A 25855-nucleotide genomic window follows, 5' to 3' on the forward strand; every position below is an offset into this window, starting at 1 on the left:
GGGGTGGCTCTACCGAATTGCAGTAGAGCCACGCCATGCGTGGCTGCACGGTGTATCAGGCGCCCAGTGCTTCAGGCAGCAGCGCGTCGACGAACGCTTCCGGATCGAACACGCGCAGGTCTTCCGGGCGCTCGCCAATGCCGGCGAAGCGGATCGGAATGCCGAACTCGCGGGCCAGCGCGAACACCACGCCGCCCTTGGCCGTGCCGTCCAGCTTGGTCACCACGAGGCCGGTCACCTTCACCGCTGCATTGAACTGGCGCAGCTGCGAGAGCGCGTTCTGGCCGGTGGTGCCGTCGATCACCATCAGCACTTCGTGCGGGGCAGTTTCATCGATCTTGCCCAGCACGCGGCGGATCTTGCCCAGCTCGTTCATCAGGCCGGACTGGGTATGCAGGCGGCCGGCAGTGTCGGCAATCAGCACCGAGGTGCCACGGGCCTTGCCGGCCTGCAGCGCGTCGTAGGCCACCGAGGCGGCATCGGCGTTCTGCCCCTGGGCGACCACGGCCACGCCGTTGCGCTCGCCCCAGGCCTGCAGCTGCGCCACCGCGGCGGCACGGAAGGTATCGCCGGCGGCCAGCATCAGACTGTGGCCGTCATCCTTGAAGCGCTTGGCCAGCTTGCCGATGGTGGTGGTCTTGCCGACGCCGTTGACGCCGACGGTGAGCACGACGAACGGTTTGGCATTGCGGTCGATCACCAGCGGCTGCGCCACCGGCTGCAGGATCGCGATCAGTTCGCTGCGCAGGGCGGCCAGCAGGGCGCTGGCATCGGCGAATTCGCGCGACTTCATGCGCTTGCGCAGGCCTTCCACCAGATCGGTGGTGGCACCCACGCCGACGTCGGCGGTGATCAGGGCGGTTTCCAGCTCGTCCAGCAGATCGTCGTCGAGCTTGGGGTTGCGCGAGAACAGGCCGCCGAAGCTGCGGGCGATGACGCTGTTGCGCAGGCGCTCGCGCCAGCCGGGCTTGCCGGCCGGGGCCGGCGGGGCATCCACCGGGGCCGGCAGATCGGCGGCCGGGGCGACCGGCGCTTCGGCCGGAACGACCGGGGCCAGCGGCGCCAGCACAGCGGCGGCGGCCAGCGCTTCGGCCTGTACGTCCTCGGCGGCGATGACCGGCTGCGCAGCGGGCTGTGCAGCCGGCACGGCGGGCGCTTCGGCGACGGGCGCCGGCACCGGGGCCGGTTGCGGTGCCGGTGCCGGTGCAGGTGCTACGGCTTCGGCCACCGCAGCGGTGGGCGCGTCTTCGGCCGGGGCGGCGGACGGGAACGCCGCCGCCAGCTCTTCAGCCGAGTAGTGCTGGGTCTTGGGCGCGTCCGGTGCGGCGGCGTCCTGGGGCTTCTTGCGGCGGAAAAAACTGAGCATTGGCAAAAGGCGCTGAAATCAGGGGGATATGCTACCACTCGGGCCTGTCGGGCCGATGTGGACTGAAGGTTGCGGCCGACCGGCCGCTAACGGGTACGGAGGGCTGCGTTGGGCGGCCCGGAGGCCAACATGAACAGCGTGATGGGAACCGCTCTTTCCGGCATGCGCGCCGCCCAGCAGGGCGTGCAGGTGGCCGCACACAACGTGGCCAATCTGGCGACCCCGGATGCGCAACGGCTGCAGGTGCAGCGCAGCGCGATGGAGCAGGGTGGGGTGGAGACCGAGGTGGCCATCACCGAGCCCGATCCCAGCGCGCCGCTGGGCGACCTGCTGGCGGCGAGAACCGAGGCGGTGGCCTTCGCTGCCAACGCCGCGCTGGTGCGCCGCCAGGACCAGATGCTGGGCACCCTGCTGGATCGCAACGCCTGAGCCGACCGCCCCCCCCCGCCTTGGTAGGTGTCAACCTTGGTTGACACGCTCTTGGTGTGCCAACCAAGGTTGGCACCTACCACAGCAGCCATGCCAACCAAGGTTGGCATCTACCAGGGCGCGGTTGCGCCGGGCCATGCCCGGCGGCAACCGCGTCGGTCAGGCCGACAGTTCCAGCAGCAGCTTGTTCAGGCGGGCCACATAGGCACCCGGGTCCTTCAGGCTGTCACCGGCGGCCAGCGCGGCCTGGTCGAACAGCACCCGGCCCAGATCGTCAAAGCGCGCACCATCGGCTTCGGCATCCAGCTTGGCGATCAGCGGGTGGCCCGGATTGATCTCCAGCACCGGCTTGCTGTCGGGCACCTTCTGTCCGCTGGCTTCCAGGATCTGGCGCATCTGCAGGCCCAGGTCCTGTTCGCCGATGGCCAGCACCGCCGGTGAATCGGTCAGGCGGTGCGACACGCGCACTTCGGCCACGTCATCGCCCAGCACCGTCTTCAGCCGCTCCACCAGGGCCTGCTTGTCCTTGGCGGCCGCTTCCTGTTCCTGCTTGTCGGCCTCGCTTTCCAGCGCGCCCAGGTCCAGGTCGCCACGGGCGATATCGACGAAGCCCTTGCCGTCGAAATCGGTCAGGTAGCCCATCAGCCACTCGTCGATACGATCGGTCAGCAGCAGCACTTCCACGCCCTTCTTGCGGAACACTTCCAGGTGCGGGCTGTTGCGCACCTGGCTGTAGCTCTCGCCGGTCAGGTAGTAGATCTTGTCCTGGCCTTCGGCCATGCGCGCGATGTAATCGGCCAGCGACACGCTCTGCGCATCGGCCTCGCCACGGGTGGAGGCGAAGCGCAGCAGGCCGGCCACCTTCTCGCGGTTGTTGTAGTCCTCGGCCGGGCCTTCCTTCAGCACCTGGCCGAATTCCTTCCAGAAGCTGGCGTACTGTTCGGGCTTGTCGGTGGCCAGCTTGTCCAGCATGTCCAGCGAGCGCTTGGTCAGCGCGGCCTTCATCGAATCGATGACCGGGCCGGACTGCAGGATTTCGCGCGAGACGTTCAGCGAAAGATCGTTGGAATCGACCACGCCCTTGATGAAACGCAGGTACAGCGGCAGGAACTGCTCGGCCTGGTCCATTACGAACACGCGCTGCACGTACAGCTTCAGGCCCTTGGGCGCATCGCGGTGGTACAGGTCGAACGGCGCGCGGCCGGGCACGTACAGCAGCGAGGTGTATTCCAGCTTGCCTTCGACCTTGTTGTGGCTCCAGGCCAGCGGATCGCTGTGGTCGTGCGCCACGTGCTTGTAGAACTCGGAGTACTCGGCGTCGCTGATCTCGGTGCGCGGGCGGGTCCACAGCGCGCTGGCGCGGTTGACGGTTTCCCATTCAAGCGCGGCGCCTTCTTCGCCTTCCTTCGGCATCTGGATCGGCAGGCCGATGTGGTCCGAATACTTCTTCAGGATGCTGCGCAGGCGCCAGCCGTCGGCGAAGTCCTGCTCGCCGTCCTTCAGATGCAGCACGATGCGGGTGCCGCGCTCGGCCTTGTCGACGGTGGCGACTTCGAAATCGCCTTCGCCGCGCGAGGTCCAGCGCACGCCTTCGCCTGCGGCCAGGCCGGCGCGGCGCGAGGTCACTTCCACTTCGTCGGCGACGATGAAGGCGCTGTAGAAGCCGACGCCGAACTGGCCGATCAGCTGCGAATCCTTCTTCTGGTCGCCGGACAGCTGGCGCAGGAAGTCGCCGGTGCCGGATTTTGCAATCGTACCCAGGTGGGCAATGGCTTCGGCGCGGCTCATGCCGATGCCGTTGTCTTCGATGGTGATGGTGTGGGCGGCGGCGTCGAAGCTGACGCGCACGCGCAGCTCGCTGTCACCTTCCAGCAGGGCCGGCTGGGTCAAGGCCTCGAAGCGCAGCTTGTCGGCGGCGTCGGCGGCGTTGGAGACCAGCTCGCGCAGGAAGATCTCCTTGTTCGAGTACAGCGAGTGGATCATCAGCTGCAGCAGCTGCTTGACCTCGGTCTGGAAGCCAAGGGTTTCGGTCTGGGGGGTCTCGGTCATCGATAGGGCTCCGTGTGCAATGCCGCGCCAGCGCGTGCGGCCTGGCCAAGGGGTATGGCTGATTGTCCCGAAATCAAGGGGTTGATCGGGCAGGGCTGCGCCCTGCACCTGCCGAGGCAAATGCAACAGCCGAAGCAAGAGCAACAGCGGGCTATCCGTGGGATGGCGGGGCGGTGTGGGTGGGCAGGACACGCCGTAAACCCGTCCATGGGGGCTCGTAGGCGCCATCCATGGCGCCTGCGGTCCTGCCCACCCACACCGCCCCACCTCTGACAGCTCCCCGCGGCTGTTGGTAGGTGTCGACCTTGGTCGACACGGTAGATCCACGCCATGCGTGGATGAAATCTGTCAATTACCTATACAAATCTGGGGTCAGAGCCCGTTGCGGAGCAACGGGATCCGACCCCGGTGCCGTTCCGACAGTTCGCAGGAAACTGTCGAAGGCGGGGTGGGTCCGGTTGAGGGGGCGTGAGCCGCATGGATGCGGCGACCGAGCTTACATGGACGTACTTGCAGCGTCCCCCTCAACCGGACCCACCCCGCCATCCCACGGAATGCCCGCTGTTGCTGTTGCTCTTGCCTCTACGGGTGCCGGGCAAAGCCCGGCCGAACTACAATCCCCGCCATGCTGAATTTCTTGAACCACCCCCTGAGGGGGCGCCGGTGAGCGGCCGTGGGGGCAATGATGGTCAGGTCCGCATCATTGGTGGGCGCTGGCGCAATACCCGCCTGCCGGTGCCGACCCTGCCGGGCCTGCGGCCCAGCAGCGACCGCGTGCGCGAAACCCTGTTCAACTGGCTGATGCCCAGGCTGGCCGGTGCCCGTGTGCTGGATCTGTTTGCCGGCAGCGGCGCGCTGGGCTTGGAGGCCGTCTCGCGCGGCGCCGCCCACGCCACCCTGGTCGAGCGCGATGCCCAGCTGGGGCGCAACCTGTCCGCCGCAGTGGCCAAGCTGCAGGCCACCGACCAGATCACCGTGGTCCAGGCCGATGCCCTGCGCTGGCTGCAGGGCGCGCCGGCCCAGCAGGCCGACCTGGTGTTCATCGACCCGCCGTTCGCCGATGGTCTGTGGCAGGACGTGCTGGCCCAGCTGCCGCGGCACCTGGCTGCCGATGCCTGGCTATACCTGGAATCGCCGGCCGGGCACGCGCCGCTGCTGCCGCCGGAATGGCTGCTGCACCGCGAGGGCGCCACCCGCGAAGTCCGCTTTGCCCTGTACCGCCGCGCCGCTGCTACACTTTGACTTCATCTGAACATCTGCAACCGCCCATGACCGTGGCCAACCGCCGCATTGCCGTCTACCCCGGCACGTTCGACCCCATCACCAATGGTCACATCGATCTGGTGAGCCGGGCCGCGCCGCTGTTTGAAAAGGTCGTGGTGGGCGTGGCGCAGAGCCCGTCCAAGGGGCCGGCGCTGCCGCTGGAGCAGCGCGTGCAGCTGGCCCGGGGCGCCCTGGGCCACCATGGCAATGTCGAGGTCATCGGCTTCGATACCCTGCTGGCCCATTTCGTACGCTCGGTGCAGGGCGGGGTGCTGCTGCGCGGCCTGCGCGCGGTGTCCGATTTCGAGTACGAATTCCAGATGGCCAGCATGAACCGCCACCTGATTCCCGAGGTCGAGACCCTGTTCCTGACCCCGGCCGAACAGCACAGCTTCATTTCGTCCTCGCTTGTCCGCGAGATCGCGCGCCTGGGTGGCGACGTGTCCGGCTTCGTGCCGGCCGCCGTGCTCGAAGCGCTGCGCAAGGTCCGCGAAGCGAAGGCGGCACAGTCGTAACCGCTGCCAAGCGGCCGTTCCTGTAGTACCACGCACCCCCATTACGTACACCAACACGCACCATCTCGGGAGGAAACCCATGAACACCACCATGCGCGCGATGCTGATCGCCTCGTTTGCCCTGGCCTTCACCGCTTGCAAGAAGGAAGAGGCTGCTCCGGTCGAAGAGGCTAAGCAGGCCCTGGTCGCTCCGGCCAAGGACGACGATGCAGGCTGGAAGAAGTACCTGCAGGAAGTGGCCATCCAGAACATGGGCAACATCAGCAACAGCCCGTTCCTGTACTACCTCTCGCCGGAATCGGACCCGGACTTCCAGGCCAAGTACGAGCGCCAGACCGAAAGCGCGACCCAGGCCGTGGCCCGTGGCGTGCAGCCGGGCAACATGCTGGCCTTCGGTTCGTCGGCCTCGGGCAAGATGGCTGACATGATCCAGGCCGTGTTCAAGGACGTGTCGCCGGATTCGATGAAGGGCGTGCGCGTCGTCTTCATCGGCCAGTCGGCCGACAATGCCCGCGTGCAGGCTGCCGTGCAGCCGACCGGCGCCGAGTACATTTTCGTCGAAGCCAAGTAAGACCGAGCCGTGGCGGCCACGCTGCGGCGTGGCCCGGGCGGCGTCCTGCAAGGGGTGCCGCCGATGAACTGACCGGTGCGCGCGCCCGCGCGTGCCGGTCCTTGTCCCAAGGCGCGGGCGAGGAGTATCGCCATGTCGCTGAAAATCAATGAGCTCTGCGTCAACTGCGACGTATGCGAGCCGGCCTGCCCGAACCAGGCCATTTCGATGGGTGAAACCATCTACGTGATCGATCCCGCACGCTGTACCGAATGCGTGGGTCATTTCGACGAACCCCAGTGCGTGGTCGTCTGCCCGGTCGAATGCATCGACCCGGACCCGGATATCGTGGAAACGGAAGTCCAGCTGCTGGCCAAGCTGCGCCAGCTGCAGAACGATCATCCCGAACTCTATGCGGAGCCCCCATCCGAATGAAGCTGATCGTCCGCCCCTTGTTGCTGCTCGGCCTGCTGTTGGCCCCCCAGGCCTGGGCTGAAAGCCCTGCCCAGACCCCCGCCCGCGCCGAGCGCCCCGATGGGGTGGCCGTGGCCAGTGGCCATGCGCTGGCCACCCAGGCCGGCATCGACATCCTGGCCCAGGGCGGCAACGCCTTCGACGCGGCCGTGGCGGTGTCGTCCACGCTGGCGGTGGTTGAACCGATCAGCTCCGGCCTCGGCGGGGGTGGCTTCTTCCTGCTGCACGACGCGGCCACCGGCAAGGACGTGATGCTGGACGCGCGCGAAACCGCGCCGGCCGCGGCCACGCCGCAGGCATTCCTGGACAAGCAGGGCAACCTGGACCGCGACCGCTCGGTGAACGGGCCCTGGTCGGCGGGCATTCCGGGCCTGCCGGCCGCGCTGGTGGAACTTTCGTCCAAGCACGGCAAGCTGCCGCTGGCCACCTCGCTGCAGCCGGCCATCCGCATCGCCCGCGACGGCTTCCCGGTGTACGAGCGCATGGCCAAGGGCTACGCCTCGCGCCGTGAAGTGATGGAGCGTTTCCCCGGCACGCGCGAGGTCTACCTGCGCAATGGCAAGCCGATCGCCACCGGCGATCTGTTCAAGCAGCCCGAACTGGCACAGACCCTGGAACGCCTGGCGGCCGGCGGCCGTGATGGCTTCTACAAGGGCCAGACCGGCAAGCTGCTGCTGGAAGGGGTGAAGCAGGCCGGTGGCAAGTGGACCGCCGATGAGCTGGCCGGCTACCAGGTCAAGCTGCGCGAGCCGATCGTGTTCGACTACAACGGCTGGAAGATCACTACCGCGCCGCCGCCGTCGTCCGGCGGCATCGCCCTGGCCAGCATGCTGCAGATCCTGGAAGGCTGGGACATCAAGCAGATGGATGCCGCGCACCGCACCCACCTGGTGGTGGAAGCCATGCGCCGCGCCTACCGCGACCGCACCTTCTTCCTGGGCGACCCGGATTTCGTGCAGATTCCGCAGAAGGTGCTGACCAGCAAGGACTACGCCCAGGGCCTGCGCGCCACCATCCACCCGGAAAAGGCCACCCCCAGCGACCTGCTGTCGGGCAACCCGACCCCGCTGGAAGATGACGAAACCACTCATTTCTCGATCATCGACCGCGATGGCAACCGCGTGGGCGCCACCCAGACGGTGAACCTGCTGTACGGCTCGGGCCTGATTCCCAAGGGCACCGGCGTGCTGCTGAACAATGAAATGGACGACTTCGCGCTGAAGCCGGGCACCCCCAATGCCTTCGGTGTGATGGGCTATGCGGCCAACGCACCGAAGCCGGGCAAGCGCATGCTCAGCTCGATGACGCCCACCTTCATGGAAAACAGCGACAAGGTGGTCGTGCTCGGTACGCCTGGCGGCAGCCGCATCATCACCATGGTGCTGCTGGGCATCCTCGGCTACGACGCTGGCCTGGATGCACAGCAGGTCGCTGCGCTGCCGCGCTACCACCACCAGTGGCTGCCCGACCTGATCGAGGCCGAGAGCGATGCCTTCGACGCCGACACGGTGAAGCAGCTGCAGGCGATGGGCCACAAGATCGACCTTCCGGGCGACGTCGCCGCCGGTGGCCGCGGTTCCAGCCACGTCTGGGGTAACCTGCAGACCGTGGAATGGGACCGCAAGGCCAACAAGCTGTTCGGTGGCAGCGATCCGCGCAACCCGGTGGGCAGCGCCCAGGTCGTGCCGGCGCATTGAAATGCGGGCAGCGCCGGGCCACGCCCGGTGAAGCCCAATGCCACGAACCCCGCCACCCGGCGGGGTTTTCCATTTTCCGGCTAGCGATTATTTAACGGCAGCCGTTTGATAATCGCGGCATGAAACTCTGGTCAATTCGTGGAAACTCGCAGCGCCTGGATGGCGGGGCGATGTTCGGCAACGCGCCGCGCGCGTTGTGGGAAAAATGGGCGGCTCCGGACGAGCTCAATCGCATCGAGCTGGCGTGCCGTGCGCTGCTGGCCAGTCCGCTGGAAGGCAAGACGGTGTTGTTTGAAACCGGCATCGGCGCCTTCTTCGACCCGCGCATGCGCGAACGCTACGGCGTGCAGGAAAGCCGGCATGTGCTGATTGATTCGCTGCGCGAAGCCGGTTTCGAACACGAAGACATCGACGTGGTGGTGCTCAGCCACCTGCATTTCGATCATGCCGGCGGCCTGCTGGCGCCGTGGACCGAAGGCCGTGGCCCGGAACTGCTGTTCCCCAATGCCACCTTCGTGGTTGGTGCGCAGCACTGGCAACGGGCCTTGCAGCCGCACCCGCGCGATCGGGCCAGCTTCATCGCCGAACTGCCCGCGCTGCTGCAGGCCAGCGGTCGTTTGGAAGTGGTGGAGGGCGAATATTCGCAGGTGCTGGGCCGCAGCGTGCGCTTCAGCTACAGCGACGGCCACACGCCGGGGTTGATGCTGGCCGAGATCGTCGGCCATGCGCATGCTGACGAAGCGCCGCACGGCGGGGTGGTGTTCTGTGCCGATCTGATTCCCGGGCGCTCCTGGGTGCACGTGCCGATCACCATGGGTTACGACCGTAATGCCGAACTGCTGATCGACGAAAAGCGCCAGTTCCTGGAAGACAAGCTGGCGCGCAACGTCCATCTGTTCTTCACCCACGACCCGCAGGTGGCCCTGGCCCAGCTGGGGCGCGACGAAAAAGGCCGTTTCGTGACCCTGCATGAGCAGGGCGAACTGAAGGCCCGCGCGCTGGGCTGAGTAGCGGGGTCGTAGAGTCGAGCTTGCTCGACTGGCGCGGGATGCATCCGCGCATCGGGGTCAGAGCCCTTTCTGCGAAAGGGATCCGACCCCGGGGGTGGATCACGCCACGCGGGTACCGAAAATGCGGTCGCCGGCATCGCCCAGGCCGGGCAGGATGTAGCCCTTTTCATTCAGATGGGCATCGATCGCGGCGGTGTAGATCTCCACGTCCGGATGCACCGCCTTCACTGCCTCGATGCCTTCCGGTGCGGCCACCAGGAAAATGCCCTTGATGCGGCGCGCACCGGCACGCTTGAGCATGTCGATGGTGGCGATCAGGGTGCCGCCGGTGGCCAGCATCGGGTCCAGGATCAGCGCGTCGCGCTCTTCCAGGCGGCCGGTCAGGCGCTCGAAGTAGGGCACCGGCTGCAGGGTTTCTTCGTCGCGCTGCAGGCCGACCACGCTCACGCGCGCGGCCGGAATGAGCGACAGCACGCCGCTGAGCATGCCCAGGCCGGCGCGCAGGATCGGCACCACGGTGATCTTGGCGCCGGCGATGCGCTGCACGGTGACCGGGCCGGCCCAGCCGGGCAGGGTGTGCGGTTCGGTGTCCAGGTCGGCGGTGGCCTCATAGGCCAGCAGGGTGCCCAGCTCGTTGGCCAGTTCGCGGAAATCCTTGGTGCTGAGCGCAGCGTTGCGCATCAGGCCGATCTTGTGCTGCACCAGCGGGTGGCGCACTTCGACGATCTTCATGGTCGGAAAGGGGGTCTGGGAGAGGGCTCCATTTTGCCGGAACGCCGGTCCGAACCCAAACGCCGGGCGCCGCCGGCTGCACCGGCATGTCACGACGGTGCAACCTTGCAGACATACCGTGCAGACCCATTCTTAACAGGAACGGGGCTTCAACGTGCATATCAAGACTCCGCTGGCCATGGCCATCACTCTGACCCTGGCGATGGGGGCTGCAGCGCCGCTGCACGCTGCCGGGCAGCAGGTCGTGGCCGGTGCCGGCGCGGTTGCCGCCGATGCGGTCGACCTGGACCGCATCGAAGTGCGCGCCCAGCTGGAATCGCAGGTGCGCGCCGTGGATCTGAAGCGCAGCAGCAACGCGATCGAAGATGCGGTTTCGTCCGATGCGCTGGGCCAGTACCCGGACAAGAACGTGGCCGAATCGCTGCAGCGCCTGCCGGGCGTGAGCGTGACCCGCGACCAGGGCGAAGGCCGCTTCGTGGTCATCCGCGGCCTGGATGCCAACCTCAACAGCGTCAGCGTGGATGGCATTGCCGTGGGCACGCCGGAAGATTCCAGCCGCGCCGCACCGCTGGACGTGATTCCGTCCGATTCGACCGAACGCCTGCGCGTGGTCAAGTCGCCCACCCCGGACATGCCGGGTGATGCCATTGGTGGCGCGGTGCTGGTCGAATCGGCCTCGGCCTTCGACCGCGATGGCCGCAGCCTGCGCGGCAAGATCGAAGCCAGCCACCAGCAGCTGTCGGGTGAAACCAGCCCCAAGGCGGCCTTCAACTACAGCGAAGTGTTCGCCGATACCTTCGGCGTGGCGCTGGGCGTGAACTACCAGAAGCGCACGTTCGAATCGGACAACAGCGAAGTGGAGTACGACGGCGAGGACGATGCCGCGCCCGGTGACGTCACCGCGATCAACCTGCAGCACCGCAAGTACGAGATCGAGCGCAAGCGCATCGGCGCCAACCTCAACCTGGACTGGCGCCCCAGCGAGTACAGCAAGTACTACCTGCGCACGCTGTACAGCCAGTTCGACGATGCCGAGACCCGCCAGAGGGTGATCTTCAACTTCGACGATGCCGACATGGTCCGCACCGGCACCGACCAGTACCGCCTGGACGACATGCCCGGCGATGCGATCGACAAGCGCATGCGCTACCGCACCAAGGAAGAAAACACCTTCGCCGCCAGCCTCGGCGGCGAGAACACCTTCACCAACGCCGTGGTCGATTACAAGGTGGGCTACACCCGCACCGAAGAACGGGTGAACGATGAAATGGAAGCGCGTTTCAGCTTGGACGGCGACGATTTCAACGGCACGCTCGACCAGCGCAGCCGCCTGCCGACCTACACCTTCGACAACCCGCAGTGGCTGGACAACGGCAACTACGCGTTCGACCGCTTCGTGCTGTCGCCCAAGCAGGTGAACGACAAGGAACACAGCGCGCAGGTGAACGTGCGTTTCGACGGCGACAGCAGCAGCATCAAGTTCGGTCTGCTGGGTCGTTGGCGCGACCGCGACGTGAACGTGGATGAGCGCGAATTGCGCGTCGGCCCGAAGGTGGCCCTGTCGAGCTGGACCACCGGTTCGCCCGAGCACCGCCACGGCAACCTGGGCGATGGCATGAGCTCGGACGCGATGCGCGCCTACTGGGCGGCCAACGGCGGCCAGTACAGCGCCCGCCCGCAGGATGTCGGCGGCAATGCGATGACCTCGCTGGAAGAAGACTACGTGGCCAGCGAAGACATCTTCGCCAGCTACGCCATGGGCACCTGGGACATCGGTGCGCTGCGCGTGATCGGTGGCGTGCGTGTGGAAAGCACGCGCTTCCAGGCCATCGGCAACCAGGTGGACGTGGCCGCCAACGGGCGCAGCTTCACGGTCACCCCGCGGGTGGCCAACAGCAGCTACAGCAACGTGCTGCCGGGCCTGCACCTGCGCTACGACGCAGCCGACGACTGGGTGCTGCGTGCCTCGGCCAACAAAACCGTCGCGCGCCCGTCCTTCGGCGATGTCTCGCCGCGCGTCGGGTACAGCCGTGGCGATGAAGAAGTGCGCCTGGGCAACCCGGAACTGGATCCGTACGAGTCGAAGAACATCGATCTGTCGGTGGAGAAGTACCTGGGCACCACCGGCATCGTTTCGCTCGGTCTGTTCCACAAGTCTATCGACGGCTACATCGTGGAAACCGTGCGCACCAATGATCCGGCCTACGGTGGCTTCGACGTGACCCAGCCGATCAACGGCCGCAAGGCCACCGTGCGCGGCGCCGAGCTGAACTGGCAGCAGCAGCTGTCGTTCCTGCCAGGCGCGCTGGATGGCCTGCTGGTCGGTGCCAGCGGCACCTGGCTGGATACCGAATTCGACGCCGGCATTGCAGACCGTGCCGATGAGGACTTCATGCTGCCGCGCGCATCCAAGCACGTGTACAGTGCCCATATCGGCTATGAAAAGTATGGTCTGAGCACGCGCCTGGCCGCGGTGTACCGCAGCGAATACCTGGACAGCATCGGCAAGGGCCGCGCGTTCGACATCTACGTGGCGCCCAACACCCAGCTGGACTTCTCGCTGGACTACAAGTTCACCCCGCGCGTCAGCATGTACTTCGAAGCACAGAACCTGCTGGACAAGCCGCTGGAGCTGTACCAGGGCACGCGTTCGCGCACCCTGCAGCTGGAAGAGTATGGCCGCACCTATGCCATCGGCCTGAAGGTGGCCCTGTGATGGCGCGCGGCATGAACCTGCTGGCGACCGCGCTGGTCGCCTGCCTGGCGGCCGGCTGCACCCCGGCACCGTCGCCGGATGCGGGCAGCGCCGCCTCCGCACAGACCACCGCTGGCGCCGATGCACCCCGAGCCGTGGCGACCATCGCCGAGGCCTTCCTGACCCCGATGACCCCGGCCGACAACATCGATTCGCCCGCCAGCTGGCAGGCGCCCGATGGCGCGACCTGGCTGATCGCCACCGCCAAGGCCACCGACAAGCTGGTGGTCTACGATGGCAGCAACGGCAAACACCTGCGCGACGTCGGCAGCAGCGGCACCGCATTGGGTCAGTTCGATCGCCCCAACGGCATTGCGGTGACCGATGACCTGCTGTGGATCGTGGAGCGTGACAACCACCGCGTGCAGGTGTTCTCGCTGCCCGACTTCACTCCGCTGGCCGTGTTCGGTGCGCAGGATCTGCGCAAGCCCTACGGCCTGTGGGTGGACAAGCGGGCCGACGGCTACAGCGTGTACGTCACCGATTCGTGGGACAACGGCGAGGATGCGCAGGGCAAGGACATCCTGCCGCCGTTGGCCGAACTGGACAAGCGCGTGCGCCAGTACCACGTCAGCCGCGATGGCATGAAGCTTGAAGCCACCTTGGCCGCCAGCATCGGCGACACCAGCGAGGCCGGAGCGCTGCGCGTGGTCGAATCGATCTGGGGTGACCCGGCCAACGACCGCCTGCTGATTGCCGAAGAGGATGAAAGCTACGCCAGCGAATTCAAGGTCTACACCCTGGCCGGTCGCTTCACCGGCACCACCTTCGGTCGCGATGTGTTCAAGGCGCAGGCCGAAGGCGTGATGCTGCGCACGTGCGGCAAGGATGGCTGGTGGGTCACCACCGAACAGGGCAAGCAACGCAGTGTGTTCCATCTGTTCGACCGCCATACCTTGAAACCGGTCGGCGCGTTCCAGGGCAATACGGTGGCCAACACCGACGGCATCTGGATGATGCAGCGGCCCACGCCACGCTTCCCGCATGGCGCGTTGTACGCGGTGCATGACGACCAGGGCGTCGTCGCCTTCGATTGGCAGGCCATCGCCAAACAGCTTTCGCTGCCGCTGGAGTGTGGCGCATGAGCGGCCGTTGCATACGCGTGCTGAGTGTCGCCCTGCTGCTGGCCGCCCCGCTGCTGGCGGGCGCCGCAGCCGAGCCCAATACCCAGGTTCCGCAGGGCAGCCGCCACTACGCGGCCACGCCACTGCCGGACCGCATCGTGGCATCGCCTTCGGCCGATCCGGCGCACGCATTCGCGGTGGCCTGGCGTACCGACGGCAGCGTGCAGTCGCCGCTGCTGGAAGTGGCCGTGGCTGGCGATTCGCCGGCCATCGAGGGCGTGCGCCAGCTGCGTGCGGGCACGCAGACGCTGCAGAGCGAGAACGGCCTGTCCCACCACCACCGCGTGCAGGTGGAAGGGCTGCAGCCGGATACGCTGTATGTCTACCGCGTGCAGGGCAATGGCGGCTGGAGTGCATGGAACCAGCTGCGCACCGCAGGTACAGCGGGACAGCCGCTGACCCTGCTGTACTTCGGTGATACCCAGAACAAGAACCTGAGCCATGTCAGCCGCGTGGTGCGTGCCGCGCAGAAGGCCGCGCCCGATGCACGGATCAGCCTGTTCGCCGGCGACCTGGTCAGCGGTGGCGACGGCGCCGACGATAGCGAGTGGGGCGAATGGTTCGCGGCCACCGGCTGGCTGGCGCAGGAAACGCTGGTGGCGCCGGCCATCGGCAACCACGAATACTTCGAGGAGTTCGAAGACACGCCGCAGGAGCGCCGTGTGCTGGGCCGTCACTGGCCGGTCACCTTCGCGCTGCCGGGCAACGGTGTGGCAGCGGCTGATACCAGTACCTACTGGTTCGACGTGCAGGACGTGCGCGTGGTGGTGCTCGATGGCACCTCGGCGCTGGACCTGGGCACCGCACAGGCGCAGGCGCAGTGGCTGGACACCGTGCTGGGCAGCAACCCGAGCGCTTGGACGATCGTGCTGCTGCACCAGCCGTTCTATTCGCCGCGCGAAGGCCGCCAGAACGCCGCACTGCAGCAGGTGCTGCAGCCGGTGATCCGTCGCCACAAGGTGGATCTGGTGCTGCAGGGCCACGACCACACCTATGGCCGTCGTGGCGAAGGCCAGGCGGCTACGCCGCAGTACGTGGTGACCGTGGCCGGGCCGAAGCAGTACCGGCTGTCGGACGAGGCGAAACAGACCATGGACCCGGTGGCCGAAGACACCCAGCTGTTCCAGGTGCTGCGCATCGATCCGCAGAAGCTGCGTTACGAAGCCCGCACGGTCACCGGCCGTCTGTACGACGCCTTCGAACTGCGCCGCGCTGCCGATGGCAGCACGCAGAAGGTGGAGGTGCAGCAGGGGCGCATCACCCCGCGTGCATGCCCGCGTGCGCAGACTGCCAAGGGTCGCGCTGACCGCTGCTGGGAATGAGGAACCAACGATGATCACCTCCCGACGTTTCGTGCCGGTGGCCGCCCTCGCCGCAGCCGTGCTGCTGGTGGCAGGGGCTGCCACCGCTGCCGAAGCCGTACTGCACCCTTTCCTGGCCGCGCAGCCGAAGCAGGCCCCGCAGGAAGTGAACCTGGCGGTGGAGATCCCTGCCGGCAGCTTCACCAAGTACGAGATCAAGGAAGATGGGCTGGTCCATGTGGACCGGTTCCAGTCGATGCCGGTGGCCTATCCGGCCAACTATGGTTCGATGCCGCGGACCCTGGCCGGTGACAACGATCCGCTGGACGCCCTGGTGATGACCCGCGAGCCGCTGCATCCTGGCGTGATCGTGCGCTTCCGTCCGATCGGCTACCTGAAGATGATCGACAACGGTGAGCATGACGAAAAAGTGATCGGCGTGCCCACCGACAAGGTGGACCCCAGCTACGCCAACATCCGCGACCTGGCCGATCTGCCCGAGATCGAGCGGCAGCGCATCGAAGCCTTCTTCCGTCTCTACAAGGACCTGCCCGCCGGGCGCAATCCGGTGCAGCTCAATGGCTGGGGCAACGCGGCCGAGGCCCGGGCGGTGATCAGCGAGGCGATGCAGCGTTTCGAAAAGTAGATCCACGCCATGCGTGGATTCACCCCTGCAGCGTCTCGATGAACGACTCGGCCTGCAGGCGGTCGCCCAGCACCTGGGCCACCGCCTGCACGGCTGTCTCCTGGTGCTCGGCGCGGATACCGCCCTCGTCGTCATCGTTGTAGAGATCATCGCCGGCTTGCAGATACACCGCACCGACGGCGGCCAGCGCGGCCATCAAGGTCGGCAGGTCATCCAGGAACACGCCGGCATCCCAGTGCCCGCGCCCATGCTGGGCAAACAGAATGCGGCCATCGTCCACGTCCAGGATGAAGGGGTCGGCGCCAAGGTCGGCAATCACCAGCCAGTTCGAAGGCCAGTCCTCGATCGGTTCGCCGCTGATGCCATGCCAGCGATAACCGGCCTGGTGGCTCCACAGACGCCGCAAGGGCGGAATCCAGACCTCCAGCCCGGGAATGGTGATGCCGGCATGGCCGACCTTGGCATTGATCTCGCTGCCCAGGGGCCCGACCTGCGCGTAGAAGCGGGCCACGACCGGCGGCAGCGGGAACGGTCCCTGCCAATCGTTTTCATCCTGCGCCTGCAACGGCCCAAACACGGCGAACCGGTCACGTAGATCCTGCATGCAACGTTCCACTGGCGGGCGGGCCAGCCTAGCAGACCGCGCCTCGCGCACGGCCTTCACTGTCGCTGGCTATCATGTGCGGCACTCAGAACGAAGGCGATGCACGTGTCGGTAGCGTTGGTATGGTTCCGCCGCGATCTGCGGCTGCAGGACAATCCGGCCCTGCAGGCCGCATGCGATGCCGGGCATGACGTGGTGCCGGTGTACATCCATGCGCCGCAGGAAGAGGGCGAGTGGATGCCGGGTGCCGCGTCCGATGCCTGGCGCCACCGTTCGCTGGCGGCGCTGGATGCCGACCTGCGTGCGCGCGGTTCCGCACTGGTGCTGCGCGCCGGCGACAGCCTGGCCGAACTGCAGTCGCTGATCGAGCAGACCGGCGCCGAAGCGGTGTACTGGAACCGCAAGTACGAGCCGGCCACCCAGCCGCGCGATGCCACCATCAAGCGCACGCTGCGCGAGCAGGGCATCGATGCGCAGAGCTGCAATGGCAGCCTGTTGTTCGAACCGTGGGATATCGCCACCCAGCAGGGGCAGCCGTACAAGGTATTCACCCCGTACTGGCGCAACGTGCTCAGCCACTGGCGCCTGCCCGCATTGCAGGCCGCGCCGCAGCGACTGCCGGCGCACGCGGTACACGGCCTTGCGCTGGACGCGCTGCAGCTGGCGCCCACGCTGGACTGGGACAGCGGCTTCTGGGAGCACTGGCAGCCGGGCGAAGCCGGTGCGCTGGAAGCGCTGTCGGTGTTCGAAGACGGTGCGTTGCGTGGCTACCGCGAGCAGCGTGACCTGCCTGATCGCGTAGGCACCTCGCGCATGTCGCCGCACCTGCATTTCGGTGAGATCGCACCGTGGCGCATCGCCCACGCGCTGGAAGCCCTGCGCAGCGCCGGTACCGATGCCGATATCGATGGCTACCTGCGCCAGCTGGGCTGGCGCGACTTTGCCTACCACCTGCTGCACCACTTCCCGAAAACGCCCACCGACAATCTCAATCCGCGTTTCGACCGCTTCCCATGGGCCAATCCCAGCGCCGCGCAGCTGCACGATTGGCAGCGTGGCAACACCGGCGTGCCGATCGTCGATGCGGGTCTGCGCGAACTCTGGCACACCGGCTACATGCACAACCGGGTACGCATGATCGTGGCCAGCTACCTGTGCAAGCACCTGCGCGCGCATTGGCTGCACGGCGCACGCTGGTTCTGGGACACCCTGGTCGATGCGGACCTGGCCAACAACACGATGGGCTGGCAGTGGGTGGCCGGCACCGGTGCCGATGCAGCGCCGTACTTCCGCGTGTTCAACCCGGTCACCCAGGCCGAGAAATTCGATCCGCAGGCGCGCTACATCAGCCGTTGGGTACCGGAACTGGCCGCGTTGCCGGTGAAGGCGCGCTTCGCCCCGTGGCAGCACCCGCAACTGCTGGCCGAGAAAGCGCCCGGCTACCCGCGCACGCCACTGGTCGACCTGGCGGCCGGCCGCGATGCCGCGCTGGCGGCCTACCGAAGCACGGGCGTGGCGTAAAGAGGCTGGATGAAGGCCGGGTCAGAAAGCTGAATGCAGCACGTCCGGCCTTCACATTCATCATCCCGGCATCGCGCCGCCGTGTATATCCTCCTGACCGTTCGCACGCCGCATCGGCCGGCATCCAAGGAGACCACCCATGATCCGCAACACCACCCGCAACGTCGCACTGGCCCTGATGACTGCCGCCGCGCTGAGTGCGTGCGCCACCGGCGGCTCCTACGTGCAGAGCGATCAGTACGGCAACCCGACCGAGCAGCAGAACCGCACCGGTCGTGGCGCGCTGATCGGCACCGCCGTGGGCGTAGCGGCCGGCCTGTTGACCGGCAACAGCGCCACCGAACGCCGCCAGCATGCCTTGATCGGCGCAGGCATCGGCGCGCTCAGCGGCGCGGCCATCGGCAACTACCAGGACCGCCAGGAACGCGCGCTGCGTGAGCGCACCGCCAACACTGGCATCGACGTGCAGCGCCAGGGCGACAACATCACCCTGAACCTGCCCGATGGCATCACCTTCGATTTCGGCAAGTCGGCGCTGAAGCCGCAGTTCTACAGCTCGCTCAACGGTGTTGCCAGCACGCTGAATGAGTACAACCAGACCATGATCGAAGTGGTCGGCCATACCGACAGCATCGGCAGCGATGCGGTGAACAACCGCCTGTCGAAGGAGCGTGCCGATTCGGTGGCGCAGTACCTGGTAGGCCAGGGCGTGCAGCAGGTGCGTATCGAAACCCTGGGTGCCGGCAAGGCCTACCCGATTGCCGACAACAGCACCGACGCCGGCCGCGCGCAGAACCGCCGCGTGGAAATCCGCGTGATTCCGTTGAAGCAGTGACGCGCAGCGTTACTGCTGTTCCGGCAAAGCCGGAACAAAAATGCCGCCCTAGCAGGCGGCATTTTTTGTAGGTGCCGAGCCATGCTCGGCACACCCTGGAGCCCACCGCCTCCGGCTCCTGGTAGGTGCCAACCTTGGTCGGCACGCTCGGAAGCAGTCGAGCATGGCTCGACTCTACAAAAGGGGGGCCTGGATGACGACCACCCGTCACGCCGCGGCCGTCACCTTCTCCAGGATCCGCTTCCCGCTGCTTTCCAGCGCGGCGTCTTCCTTCTCCTGCTGCCGTTGTGCCAGCTTCGCGGCCGGGCACTGGGCCAGCATGTAGTTGGCATCGAAGTTGAGCTTTTCCACCAGGAAATCGACGAAGGCGCGTACCTTCGGCGACACCAGGCGGCCGCCTGCGAACACCGCATTGAAGTCCACTTCCGGGCCGGTCCAGCCGGCCAGCACGCGGCGCACCATGCCCGATTCAACGAAGGGCTTGGCCATCACATCGCCGGTCAGCAGCAGGCCTTCGCCGCACACCAGTGCACCGTTCAGGGCGGACATATCGTTGGCGGTCATCAGCGGGGTGACCGGGAAGTCGCGCAGTTCGCCGCCGTTCTCGCCCAGCTGCCAGGTGAAGCGCGGCGAATTGCCGGTGTGGTGCGGCTTGCGCATCGCCAGGATGCGGTGGAACTGCAGCTCTTCCGGGTGCAGCGGCTCGCCGTAGCGTTCAATGTAGGCCGGGCTGGCGAACACCTGGGTGCGCAGGCTGCCCAGCTTGCGCGCCACCAGGTTGGAATCGGGCAGGGCACCCACGCGCAGGGCCAGGTCGGCTTCGCCTGCAATCAGGTCCAGCTTCTCGTTGCCCATGTGCATGTCCAGGCGGATTTCCGGGTACTGCGCATGGAACTGGCCCAGCAGCGGCGCGATCCAGGTGATGCCGATCGAGTAGGGCACGGTGAAGCGCAGCCAACCGCGGGGGCCGGACTGCAACTGGCTGACCGCGCTCTCGGCTTCTTCCAGTTCGCGCGCGATGCGTTGGCAGTGCTCGTGGTAGATCGAACCAGCTTCGGTCAGGCCGAGGCGGCGCGTGGTCCGGTGCAGCAGGCGCGCGCCCAGGCGCGTTTCCAGCTCCTGCACCTTGCGGCTGACCGTGGTCTTGGGCAGGCCGAGCGACTTGGCGGCGGCGATGAAGCTGCCTTGCTCGACCACCTTGACGAAGATCAGGGTTTCATTGAGATCGTGGGACATGATCGGGATCCTGGACGCCGGGGACGGGGATATCGTGACAGAACGATTGGACCGGAGACGGGATGATTATTCCCCTTAATCCGGACTAATCAAGTAAAGGTTTGAGGTCTATCGTGGCGCCATTCGTTGATTGGAGCCCGTCCGCCATGAGCCTGCGCAACATTCTTGCCCGCTTCCGGCTTGCCGGCCAGGACACCCTGGACCAGGCGATGACCGTGGAAGTCCGCCCGAGTTCCTTGGTGCACAAGGATTTCCGGGAGTTTACCGCGCCCCTGCGTCAGCAGCGTGGCGGTTCCATCCGCCTGGCCCCGCGCCAGGGTGATCGCCTGCGTCGAATTGGGACTATCCCGGATTTGGGAGGAAATGTCCCGTGAATGGGATTCTGACCCCCGAGGTCCTGGTCCTCGGCGGCACCGGTGCGGTCGGCCAGGGCGTGGTCGGTGCGCTGCTGGAGGCCGGCAGCCCGGTGCTGGTGGTCGGCCGCGATCCCGGCCGCCTGGCAGCACTGCACGAACAGTTCGCCGATGAGCCGGGCCTGCAGACGATGCTCGGCTCGCTCAGCGACGATGCGTCGGCGCGCACCGTGGCCGAGCGCGTGGCGCAGCGCCCGCGGCCGCTGGCCGCCGTGGTGGCGGCCATGGGCGGCCCGTACAACCGTGGCCGGGTCACCGCGCGCAGCGGCGATGCGCTGCTGGGCGCGCTGCAGGCCGACCTGATGCCGCACGTGCACGCCGCGCGCCATCTGTTGCCGTTGCTGCAGGACAACCCGCACGCGCGCCGCTACGTGCTGATCGGCAGTCCGGCCGGTGCCAAGCCATGGGCCGGCTACGGCGAAACCTCGATCACCACCGCAGCGCTGCGCATGTACGCGCAGGTGGTGCATCAGGAAGCGCAGGCGATGGGCGTGCGCGCGCAGATGCTGGAGGTCGGCAATCCGGTCTGTACCCCCAGCAATGCGGCCAACGCCTGCATCGAATGGCCCAGCTCGCTGCTGGTCGGCCGCCGCGTGGTGTCCCTGCTGGATGGCTGCCGCGACAACCGCGCCATCGTCCGCTGTGACAGCAGTGATGCCGAACTGCCGCGCGGGCTGTTGAACCTGGACCTGCCACCGCTGTGGCGCGACACCGCAGGCGTTGCTTGACCTCAACCATCGTTGAGGTCGCAGGCTACGCCGCCAGAAAACGAACACGTCACCGAACCACCACCCCTTCCGTACGGATGCATGCCATGACTTCCCCCAACACCCCTCCACACCGTATCGGTCATCGCCTGGCGATGGCCGGTGTCTCCATCCTTGCCGCGGCGGTGCTGGCCGCCTGCAGTGGCGGTCATGCCGAAGAGGCCGGTGCACCGCCGCCGCCGCAGGTCAGCGCCGCGCCGGTACTGGTCAAGCAGGTCAGCCAGTGGGACGAATTCAGCGGCCGCGTTGAAGCCGTGCAGAGCGTCGAGCTGCGTCCGCGTGTGTCCGGCTACATCGACAAGGTCAACTATGTCGAAGGCGAAGAAGTGAAGAAGGGCGCTGTCCTGTTCACCATCGACGCCCGCAGCTACCAGGCCGAGTACGATCGCGCCGCCGCTGAACTGGCCCGCGCCCGCACCCAGGCCAGCCTGGCACGCAGCGAATCCGAGCGCGCCAAGCGTCTGTCCGAACAGCAGGCCATTTCCACCGAAACTGCTGAACAGCGTCGTGCTGCTGCGGACCAGTCCGGCGCTGCCGTGCAGGCCGCGCAGGCCGCGCTGGATGCGGCGCGCCTGAACCTGGAGTTCACCAAGGTGCGTGCACCCATCGATGGCCGTGCCGGCCGCGCGATGGTCACTGCCGGCAACCTGGTGACCGCCGGCGACAGCGCCAGCGTGCTGACCACGCTGGTGTCGCTGGACACGGTGTTCGTCTACTTCGATGCCGACGAAAGCACCTTCCTGCGCTACACCCAGATGGCCCGCAACGGCCAGCGCCCGAGCGAGCGTGACAGCGAACTGCCGGTGAAGGTCGGCCTGTCCGGCGAAGACGGCTACCCGCACACCGGCAAGGTCGATTTCCTCGACAACCAGGTCACCCGCAGCACCGGCACCATCCGCGTGCGTGCGCTGCTGGACAACGCCGATCGCCAGTTCACCCCCGGCCTGTTCGCGCGCGTGCAGCTGCTGGGCAGCGGCCAGTTCGAAGCCCGCCTGATCGATGACAAGGCCGTGCTGACCGACCAGGACCGCAAGTACGTGTACGTGGTCGACAAGGACGGCAAGGCGCAGCGGCGCGATGTCCGCCTGGGCCGCACCGCCGAAGGCCTGCGCATCGTCGAAGACGGTCTGGCTGCCGGTGACAAGGTGATCATCGACGGCGTGCAGAAGGTCTTCATGCCGGGCATGCCGGTGCAGGCCAAGGCGGTGGCGATGCAGCCGCAGCCGGCCCCCGCACCGGGCCGCGATGCGACCGCCGCACTGAAGCACTGATCCGCGTTTCCCTCTAGCTGCCGGCGCCTGCGGCAGCCTTCCCTGCCTTCGTCATCCTGGCGAGGGGCAGGGCGGCTGTTGCCCGCCGGCGGCATTTCCCAGGAATTCCTCCATGGACTTTTCCCGTTTCTTCATCGACAGGCCGATCTTCGCGGCGGTGCTGTCGATCGTGATCTTCGCCGCTGGCCTGATCTCGATCCCCATCCTGCCGATCGGCGAGTACCCCGAAGTGGTGCCGCCGTCGGTGGTCGTGCGCACGGTCTACCCGGGCGCCAACCCCAAGGTCATTGCTGAAACCGTGGCCACCCCGCTGGAAGAAGCGATCAACGGCGTCGAGGGCATGATGTACCTCAAGTCGGTGGCCGGTTCGGACGGCGTGCTGCAGATGACCATCACCTTCCGCCCGGGCACCGACCCGGACGAAGCGGCGGTGAAGGTGCAGAACCGCGTGGCCCAGGCGCAGGCGCGCCTGCCCGAAGACGTGCGCCGGCAGGGAGTGACCACGCAGAAGCAGTCGCCCACCTTCCTGATGGTGGTGCACCTGACCTCGCCCAATGGCAAGTACGACACGCTGTACCTGCGCAACTACGCTCGCCTGCACGTGAAGGACGCGCTGGCACGCATCCAGGGCGTGGGTGATGCGCAGATCTTCGGTGGCGGTGACTACGCCATGCGCGCCTGGCTGGACCCGGACAAGGTGGCCGCGCGCGGCCTGACCGCCAGCGACGTGGTGGCCGCCATGCGCGAACAGAACGTGCAGGTCTCGGCCGGCCAGCTCGGTGCCGAACCGCTGCCCAACAGCCAGTTCCTGACCCTGATCAACGCGCAGGGCCGACTGAAGAGCGAGCAGGAATTCGGCGACATCGTGCTCAAGAGCGGCACCGATGGCGAAATCGTGCGCCTGTCCGATGTGGCCCGCCTGGAACTGGGCGCCGGCGATTACACCCTGCGTTCGCAGCTGGATGGCAAGAACGCGGTGGGCATCGGCATCTTCCAGTCGCCCGGCGCCAACGCGCTGGAAATCCGTGATGCTGTGATCGGCACCATGGACGAGATGCAGAAAACGTTCCCGGCCGACGTGAAGTACGAAGCGGTGTATGACACCACCATCTTCGTGCGTGATTCGATCAAGGCCGTGGTGTCCACGCTGCTGGAAGCCATCGCCCTGGTGGTGCTGGTGGTGATCCTGTTCCTGCAGACCTGGCGCGCTTCGATCATTCCGCTGATCGCCGTGCCGGTGTCGGTGGTGGGCACGTTCGCTGCGCTGTACCTGCTGGGCTTCTCGATCAACACGCTCAGCCTGTTCGGCCTGGTGCTGGCGATCGGCATCGTGGTGGACGATGCGATCGTGGTCGTGGAAAACGTTGAACGCAACATCGAAGAAGGCCTGTCGCCCACCGCGGCGGCACACCAGGCCATGCGCGAAGTGTCCGGGCCGATCATCGCCATCGCCCTGGTGCTGTGCGCGGTGTTCGTGCCGATGGCCTTCCTGTCCGGTGTCACCGGCCAGTTCTACAAGCAGTTCGCCGTCACCATCGCCATCTCCACGGTCATCTCGGCCATCAACTCGCTCACCCTGTCGCCGGCGCTGGCCGCGCGCCTGCTGAAGCCGCACGGTGCGCCCAAGGATGCGCCGAGCCGCCTGATCGACCGTCTGTTCGGCTGGGTGTTCCGTCCGTTCAACCGCTTCTTCAAGTCCAGCTCGGAAAAGTACGAGCGTGGCGTTTCGAAGATCCTCGGCCGTCGCGGTGCGGTGTTCGTGGTCTACGCGATCCTGCTGGTCGGTACCGGTGTGATCTTCAAGCTGGTGCCGCCGGGCTTCATTCCCACCCAGGACAAGCTGTACCTGATTGCCGGTGTGAAGCTGCCGGAAGGCTCGTCGATCGCGCGTACCGATGAAATGCTGCGCAAGGTCGCCAAGATCGCCCAGGAAACCGATGGCGTGGCCCACACCATCTCGTTCCCGGGTCTGAACGCGCTGCAGTTCACCAACACGCCCAACACCGGCGTGGCCTTCATCCCGCTCAAGCCGTTCAACGAGCGTCACGGCCGTACCGCCGCGCAGATCAATGCCGAGATCAACCAGAAGATCGCCGGCCTGCAGGAAGGCTTCGCGTTCTCGATGATGCCGCCGCCGATCCTCGGCCTGGGCAACGGCAACGGCTACCAGATGTTCATCGAAGACCGCGGCAACCTGGGCTATGGCGCCCTGCAGAATGCGGTGCAGTCGATGCAGGGTGCAGTGGCACAGACCCCGGGCATGGCGTTCCCGATCACCAGCTACCAGGCCAACGTGCCGCAGCTGGATGCGGAAGTGGACCGGGTGAAGGCCAAGGCGCAGGGCGTGCAGCTCACCGAGCTGTTCGACACCCTGCAGACCTACCTGGGCTCGGCCTACGTGAACGACTTCAACCAGTTCGGCCGTACCTGGCAGGTGATCGCCCAGGCCGATGGTCCGTTCCGTGAAAGCGTGGAAGACATCGGCAAGCTGCGTACCCGCAACGACCGTGGCGAGATGGTGCCGATCGGTTCGATGGTCACCGTGAAGCAGACCTACGGCCCCGACCCGGTACTGCGCTTCAACGGCTACCCGGCCGCCGACCTGGCCGGTGAAGCCGACCCGCGCGTGCTGTCCTCGGCCGAAGCCATGAACAAGCTGACCGACATCGCCGGCAAGGTGCTGCCGGTGGGCATGACCACCGAATGGACCGACCTGAGCTACCAGCAGGCGACCCAGGGCAAGGCGGCCTTCATCGTCTTCCCGGTGGCGATCATGCTGGCCTTCCTGGTGCTGGCCGCGCTGTACGAAAGCTGGTCGCTGCCGCTGGCGGTGATCCTGATCGTACCGATGACCCTGCTGTCGGCCCTGTTCGGCGTGTGGCTGACTGGCGGTGACAACAACGTGTTCGTGCAGGTGGGCCTGGTGGTGCTGATGGGCCTGGCGTGCAAGAACGCGATCCTGATCGTCGAGTTCGCCCGCGAGCTGGAAATGGGCGGCAAGGGCATTGTCGAGGCCGCGCTGGAAGCCTGCCGCCTGCGCCTGCGCCCGATCGTGATGACCTCCATCGCCTTCATCGCCGGCACCGTGCCGCTGGTGCTGTCGCATGGCGCAGGTGCCGAGGTACGCTCGGTTACCGGCATCACCGTGTTCGCCGGCATGCTGGGCGTGACCCTGTTCGGCCTGTTCCTGACCCCCGTGTTCTACGTCGCCCTGCGCAAGTTCGTCACCCGCAACGGCGGTGGCCAGCTGGTGCAGCACGGCGAACCGACCATCCATCACTGACCTGGAAAACAGCG

Annotated in this window: 22 protein-coding genes; 17 read left to right on the top strand and 5 right to left on the bottom strand. The window is 66.7% G+C overall.

Translation table 11 applies throughout. The features are described from left to right. Positions 1 to 55: 55 nt before the first annotated feature. Positions 56 to 1366 (bottom strand): signal recognition particle-docking protein FtsY, encoded by a 1311-nt coding sequence (gene ftsY, locus C1932_RS07890; protein ID WP_108761761.1) that lies wholly within the window; start codon positions 1364 to 1366, stop codon positions 56 to 58. 129 nt (positions 1367 to 1495) lie between these two features. On the opposite strand from ftsY, the gene C1932_RS07895 reads away from it, so the two are divergent. Further along, positions 1496 to 1795 carry a flagellar basal body protein gene (locus tag C1932_RS07895; RefSeq protein ID WP_108763384.1) on the top strand — a complete coding sequence of 100 codons (300 nt, stop codon included), beginning with the start codon at positions 1496 to 1498 and terminating at the stop codon, positions 1793 to 1795. Positions 1796 to 1954: 159 nt separating this feature from the next. Here the strand turns inward: C1932_RS07895 and htpG are convergent, their stop codons facing one another. Continuing rightward, on the bottom strand, positions 1955 to 3844 hold the full coding sequence (htpG, locus tag C1932_RS07900) for a molecular chaperone HtpG (RefSeq protein ID WP_108761762.1): 1890 nt from the start codon (positions 3842 to 3844) through the stop codon (positions 1955 to 1957). Between the two features lie 663 nt (positions 3845 to 4507). Between htpG and rsmD the strand changes: the two genes are divergently transcribed. The 6 genes from rsmD (at position 4508) to C1932_RS07930 (ending at position 9350) form a co-directional block, all read left to right on the top strand. Continuing rightward, on the top strand, positions 4508 to 5086 hold the full coding sequence (rsmD, locus tag C1932_RS07905; protein ID WP_108761763.1) for a 16S rRNA (guanine(966)-N(2))-methyltransferase RsmD: 579 nt from the start codon (positions 4508 to 4510) through the stop codon (positions 5084 to 5086). Between the two features lie 26 nt (positions 5087 to 5112). Beyond that, positions 5113 to 5622 carry a pantetheine-phosphate adenylyltransferase gene (coaD, locus tag C1932_RS07910; protein WP_005409091.1) on the top strand — a complete coding sequence of 170 codons (510 nt, stop codon included), beginning with the start codon at positions 5113 to 5115 and terminating at the stop codon, positions 5620 to 5622. Between the two features lie 79 nt (positions 5623 to 5701). After that, a complete protein-coding gene (locus C1932_RS07915) occupies positions 5702 to 6193 on the top strand; it encodes a hypothetical protein (protein ID WP_108761764.1) in 492 nt (163 codons plus the stop codon). Positions 6194 to 6325: 132 nt separating this feature from the next. Further along, complete coding sequence (locus tag C1932_RS07920; protein ID WP_108749298.1) at positions 6326 to 6607, top strand: YfhL family 4Fe-4S dicluster ferredoxin; 282 nt, start codon at positions 6326 to 6328, stop codon at positions 6605 to 6607. Beyond that, on the top strand, positions 6604 to 8343 hold the full coding sequence (gene ggt / locus C1932_RS07925) for a gamma-glutamyltransferase (RefSeq protein ID WP_108761765.1): 1740 nt from the start codon (positions 6604 to 6606) through the stop codon (positions 8341 to 8343). The genes C1932_RS07920 and ggt overlap by 4 nt, the downstream gene beginning before the upstream one ends. Before the next feature lie 119 nt (positions 8344 to 8462). Next, positions 8463 to 9350 carry an MBL fold metallo-hydrolase gene (locus C1932_RS07930; RefSeq protein WP_108761766.1) on the top strand — a complete coding sequence of 296 codons (888 nt, stop codon included), beginning with the start codon at positions 8463 to 8465 and terminating at the stop codon, positions 9348 to 9350. A gap of 102 nt (positions 9351 to 9452) precedes the next feature. Here C1932_RS07930 and upp read toward each other — a convergent pair whose 3' ends face one another. Beyond that, positions 9453 to 10085 carry a uracil phosphoribosyltransferase gene (gene upp, locus C1932_RS07935; protein ID WP_108749301.1) on the bottom strand — a complete coding sequence of 211 codons (633 nt, stop codon included), beginning with the start codon at positions 10083 to 10085 and terminating at the stop codon, positions 9453 to 9455. 154 nt (positions 10086 to 10239) lie between these two features. Between upp and C1932_RS07940 the strand changes: the two genes are divergently transcribed. The 4 genes from C1932_RS07940 to C1932_RS07955 are packed head-to-tail and all read left to right on the top strand — an operon-like array spanning position 10240 to position 15911. Next, positions 10240 to 12801, top strand: a complete 2562-nt coding sequence (locus C1932_RS07940; RefSeq protein WP_108761767.1) for a TonB-dependent receptor — start codon at positions 10240 to 10242, stop codon at positions 12799 to 12801. Then, entirely contained in the window at positions 12801 to 13925 is a 1125-nt protein-coding gene (locus tag C1932_RS07945; protein ID WP_108761768.1) for a phytase, read from the top strand. The genes C1932_RS07940 and C1932_RS07945 overlap by 1 nt, the downstream gene beginning before the upstream one ends. Next, on the top strand, positions 13922 to 15286 hold the full coding sequence (locus C1932_RS07950; RefSeq protein WP_108761769.1) for a metallophosphoesterase family protein: 1365 nt from the start codon (positions 13922 to 13924) through the stop codon (positions 15284 to 15286). The genes C1932_RS07945 and C1932_RS07950 overlap by 4 nt, the downstream gene beginning before the upstream one ends. A gap of 10 nt (positions 15287 to 15296) precedes the next feature. Further along, on the top strand, positions 15297 to 15911 hold the full coding sequence (locus C1932_RS07955; protein WP_108761770.1) for an inorganic diphosphatase: 615 nt from the start codon (positions 15297 to 15299) through the stop codon (positions 15909 to 15911). 19 nt (positions 15912 to 15930) lie between these two features. On the opposite strand, the gene C1932_RS07960 is transcribed toward C1932_RS07955, so the two are convergent. After that, positions 15931 to 16515 (bottom strand): hypothetical protein, encoded by a 585-nt coding sequence (locus C1932_RS07960; protein WP_108761771.1) that lies wholly within the window; start codon positions 16513 to 16515, stop codon positions 15931 to 15933. A 105-nt stretch (positions 16516 to 16620) separates the two neighbouring features. Here C1932_RS07960 and C1932_RS07965 point away from each other — a divergent pair, with 105 nt between their 5' ends. Together C1932_RS07965 and C1932_RS07970 are read left to right on the top strand one after the other, a co-directional pair. Next, the gene (locus C1932_RS07965; RefSeq protein WP_199912012.1) at positions 16621 to 18036 is read left to right on the top strand and encodes a deoxyribodipyrimidine photo-lyase; all 1416 of its coding nucleotides are present in this window, start codon (positions 16621 to 16623) and stop codon (positions 18034 to 18036) included. Positions 18037 to 18175: 139 nt separating this feature from the next. Then, the gene (locus C1932_RS07970) at positions 18176 to 18871 is read left to right on the top strand and encodes an OmpA family protein (protein WP_108749307.1); all 696 of its coding nucleotides are present in this window, start codon (positions 18176 to 18178) and stop codon (positions 18869 to 18871) included. A 207-nt stretch (positions 18872 to 19078) separates the two neighbouring features. On the opposite strand, the gene C1932_RS07975 is transcribed toward C1932_RS07970, so the two are convergent. Further along, the gene (locus tag C1932_RS07975) at positions 19079 to 20107 is read right to left on the bottom strand and encodes a LysR family transcriptional regulator (protein ID WP_108749308.1); all 1029 of its coding nucleotides are present in this window, start codon (positions 20105 to 20107) and stop codon (positions 19079 to 19081) included. 146 nt (positions 20108 to 20253) lie between these two features. On the opposite strand from C1932_RS07975, the gene C1932_RS07980 reads away from it, so the two are divergent. The 4 genes from C1932_RS07980 (at position 20254) to C1932_RS07995 (ending at position 25841) form a co-directional block, all read left to right on the top strand. Further along, the gene (locus C1932_RS07980; RefSeq protein WP_108751527.1) at positions 20254 to 20481 is read left to right on the top strand and encodes a hypothetical protein; all 228 of its coding nucleotides are present in this window, start codon (positions 20254 to 20256) and stop codon (positions 20479 to 20481) included. Beyond that, the gene (locus tag C1932_RS07985; RefSeq protein WP_108752808.1) at positions 20478 to 21248 is read left to right on the top strand and encodes an SDR family NAD(P)-dependent oxidoreductase; all 771 of its coding nucleotides are present in this window, start codon (positions 20478 to 20480) and stop codon (positions 21246 to 21248) included. The genes C1932_RS07980 and C1932_RS07985 overlap by 4 nt, the downstream gene beginning before the upstream one ends. Positions 21249 to 21334: 86 nt before the next feature. Further along, a complete protein-coding gene (locus C1932_RS07990; protein ID WP_199912013.1) occupies positions 21335 to 22558 on the top strand; it encodes an efflux RND transporter periplasmic adaptor subunit in 1224 nt (407 codons plus the stop codon). Between the two features lie 112 nt (positions 22559 to 22670). Further along, positions 22671 to 25841, top strand: a complete 3171-nt coding sequence (locus C1932_RS07995) for a multidrug efflux RND transporter permease subunit (protein ID WP_108761774.1) — start codon at positions 22671 to 22673, stop codon at positions 25839 to 25841. The last annotated feature ends 14 nt before the right edge of the window (positions 25842 to 25855 follow it).

The organism is Stenotrophomonas sp. YAU14D1_LEIMI4_1, assembly GCF_003086815.1.
Lineage (GTDB): Bacteria > Pseudomonadota > Gammaproteobacteria > Xanthomonadales > Xanthomonadaceae > Stenotrophomonas.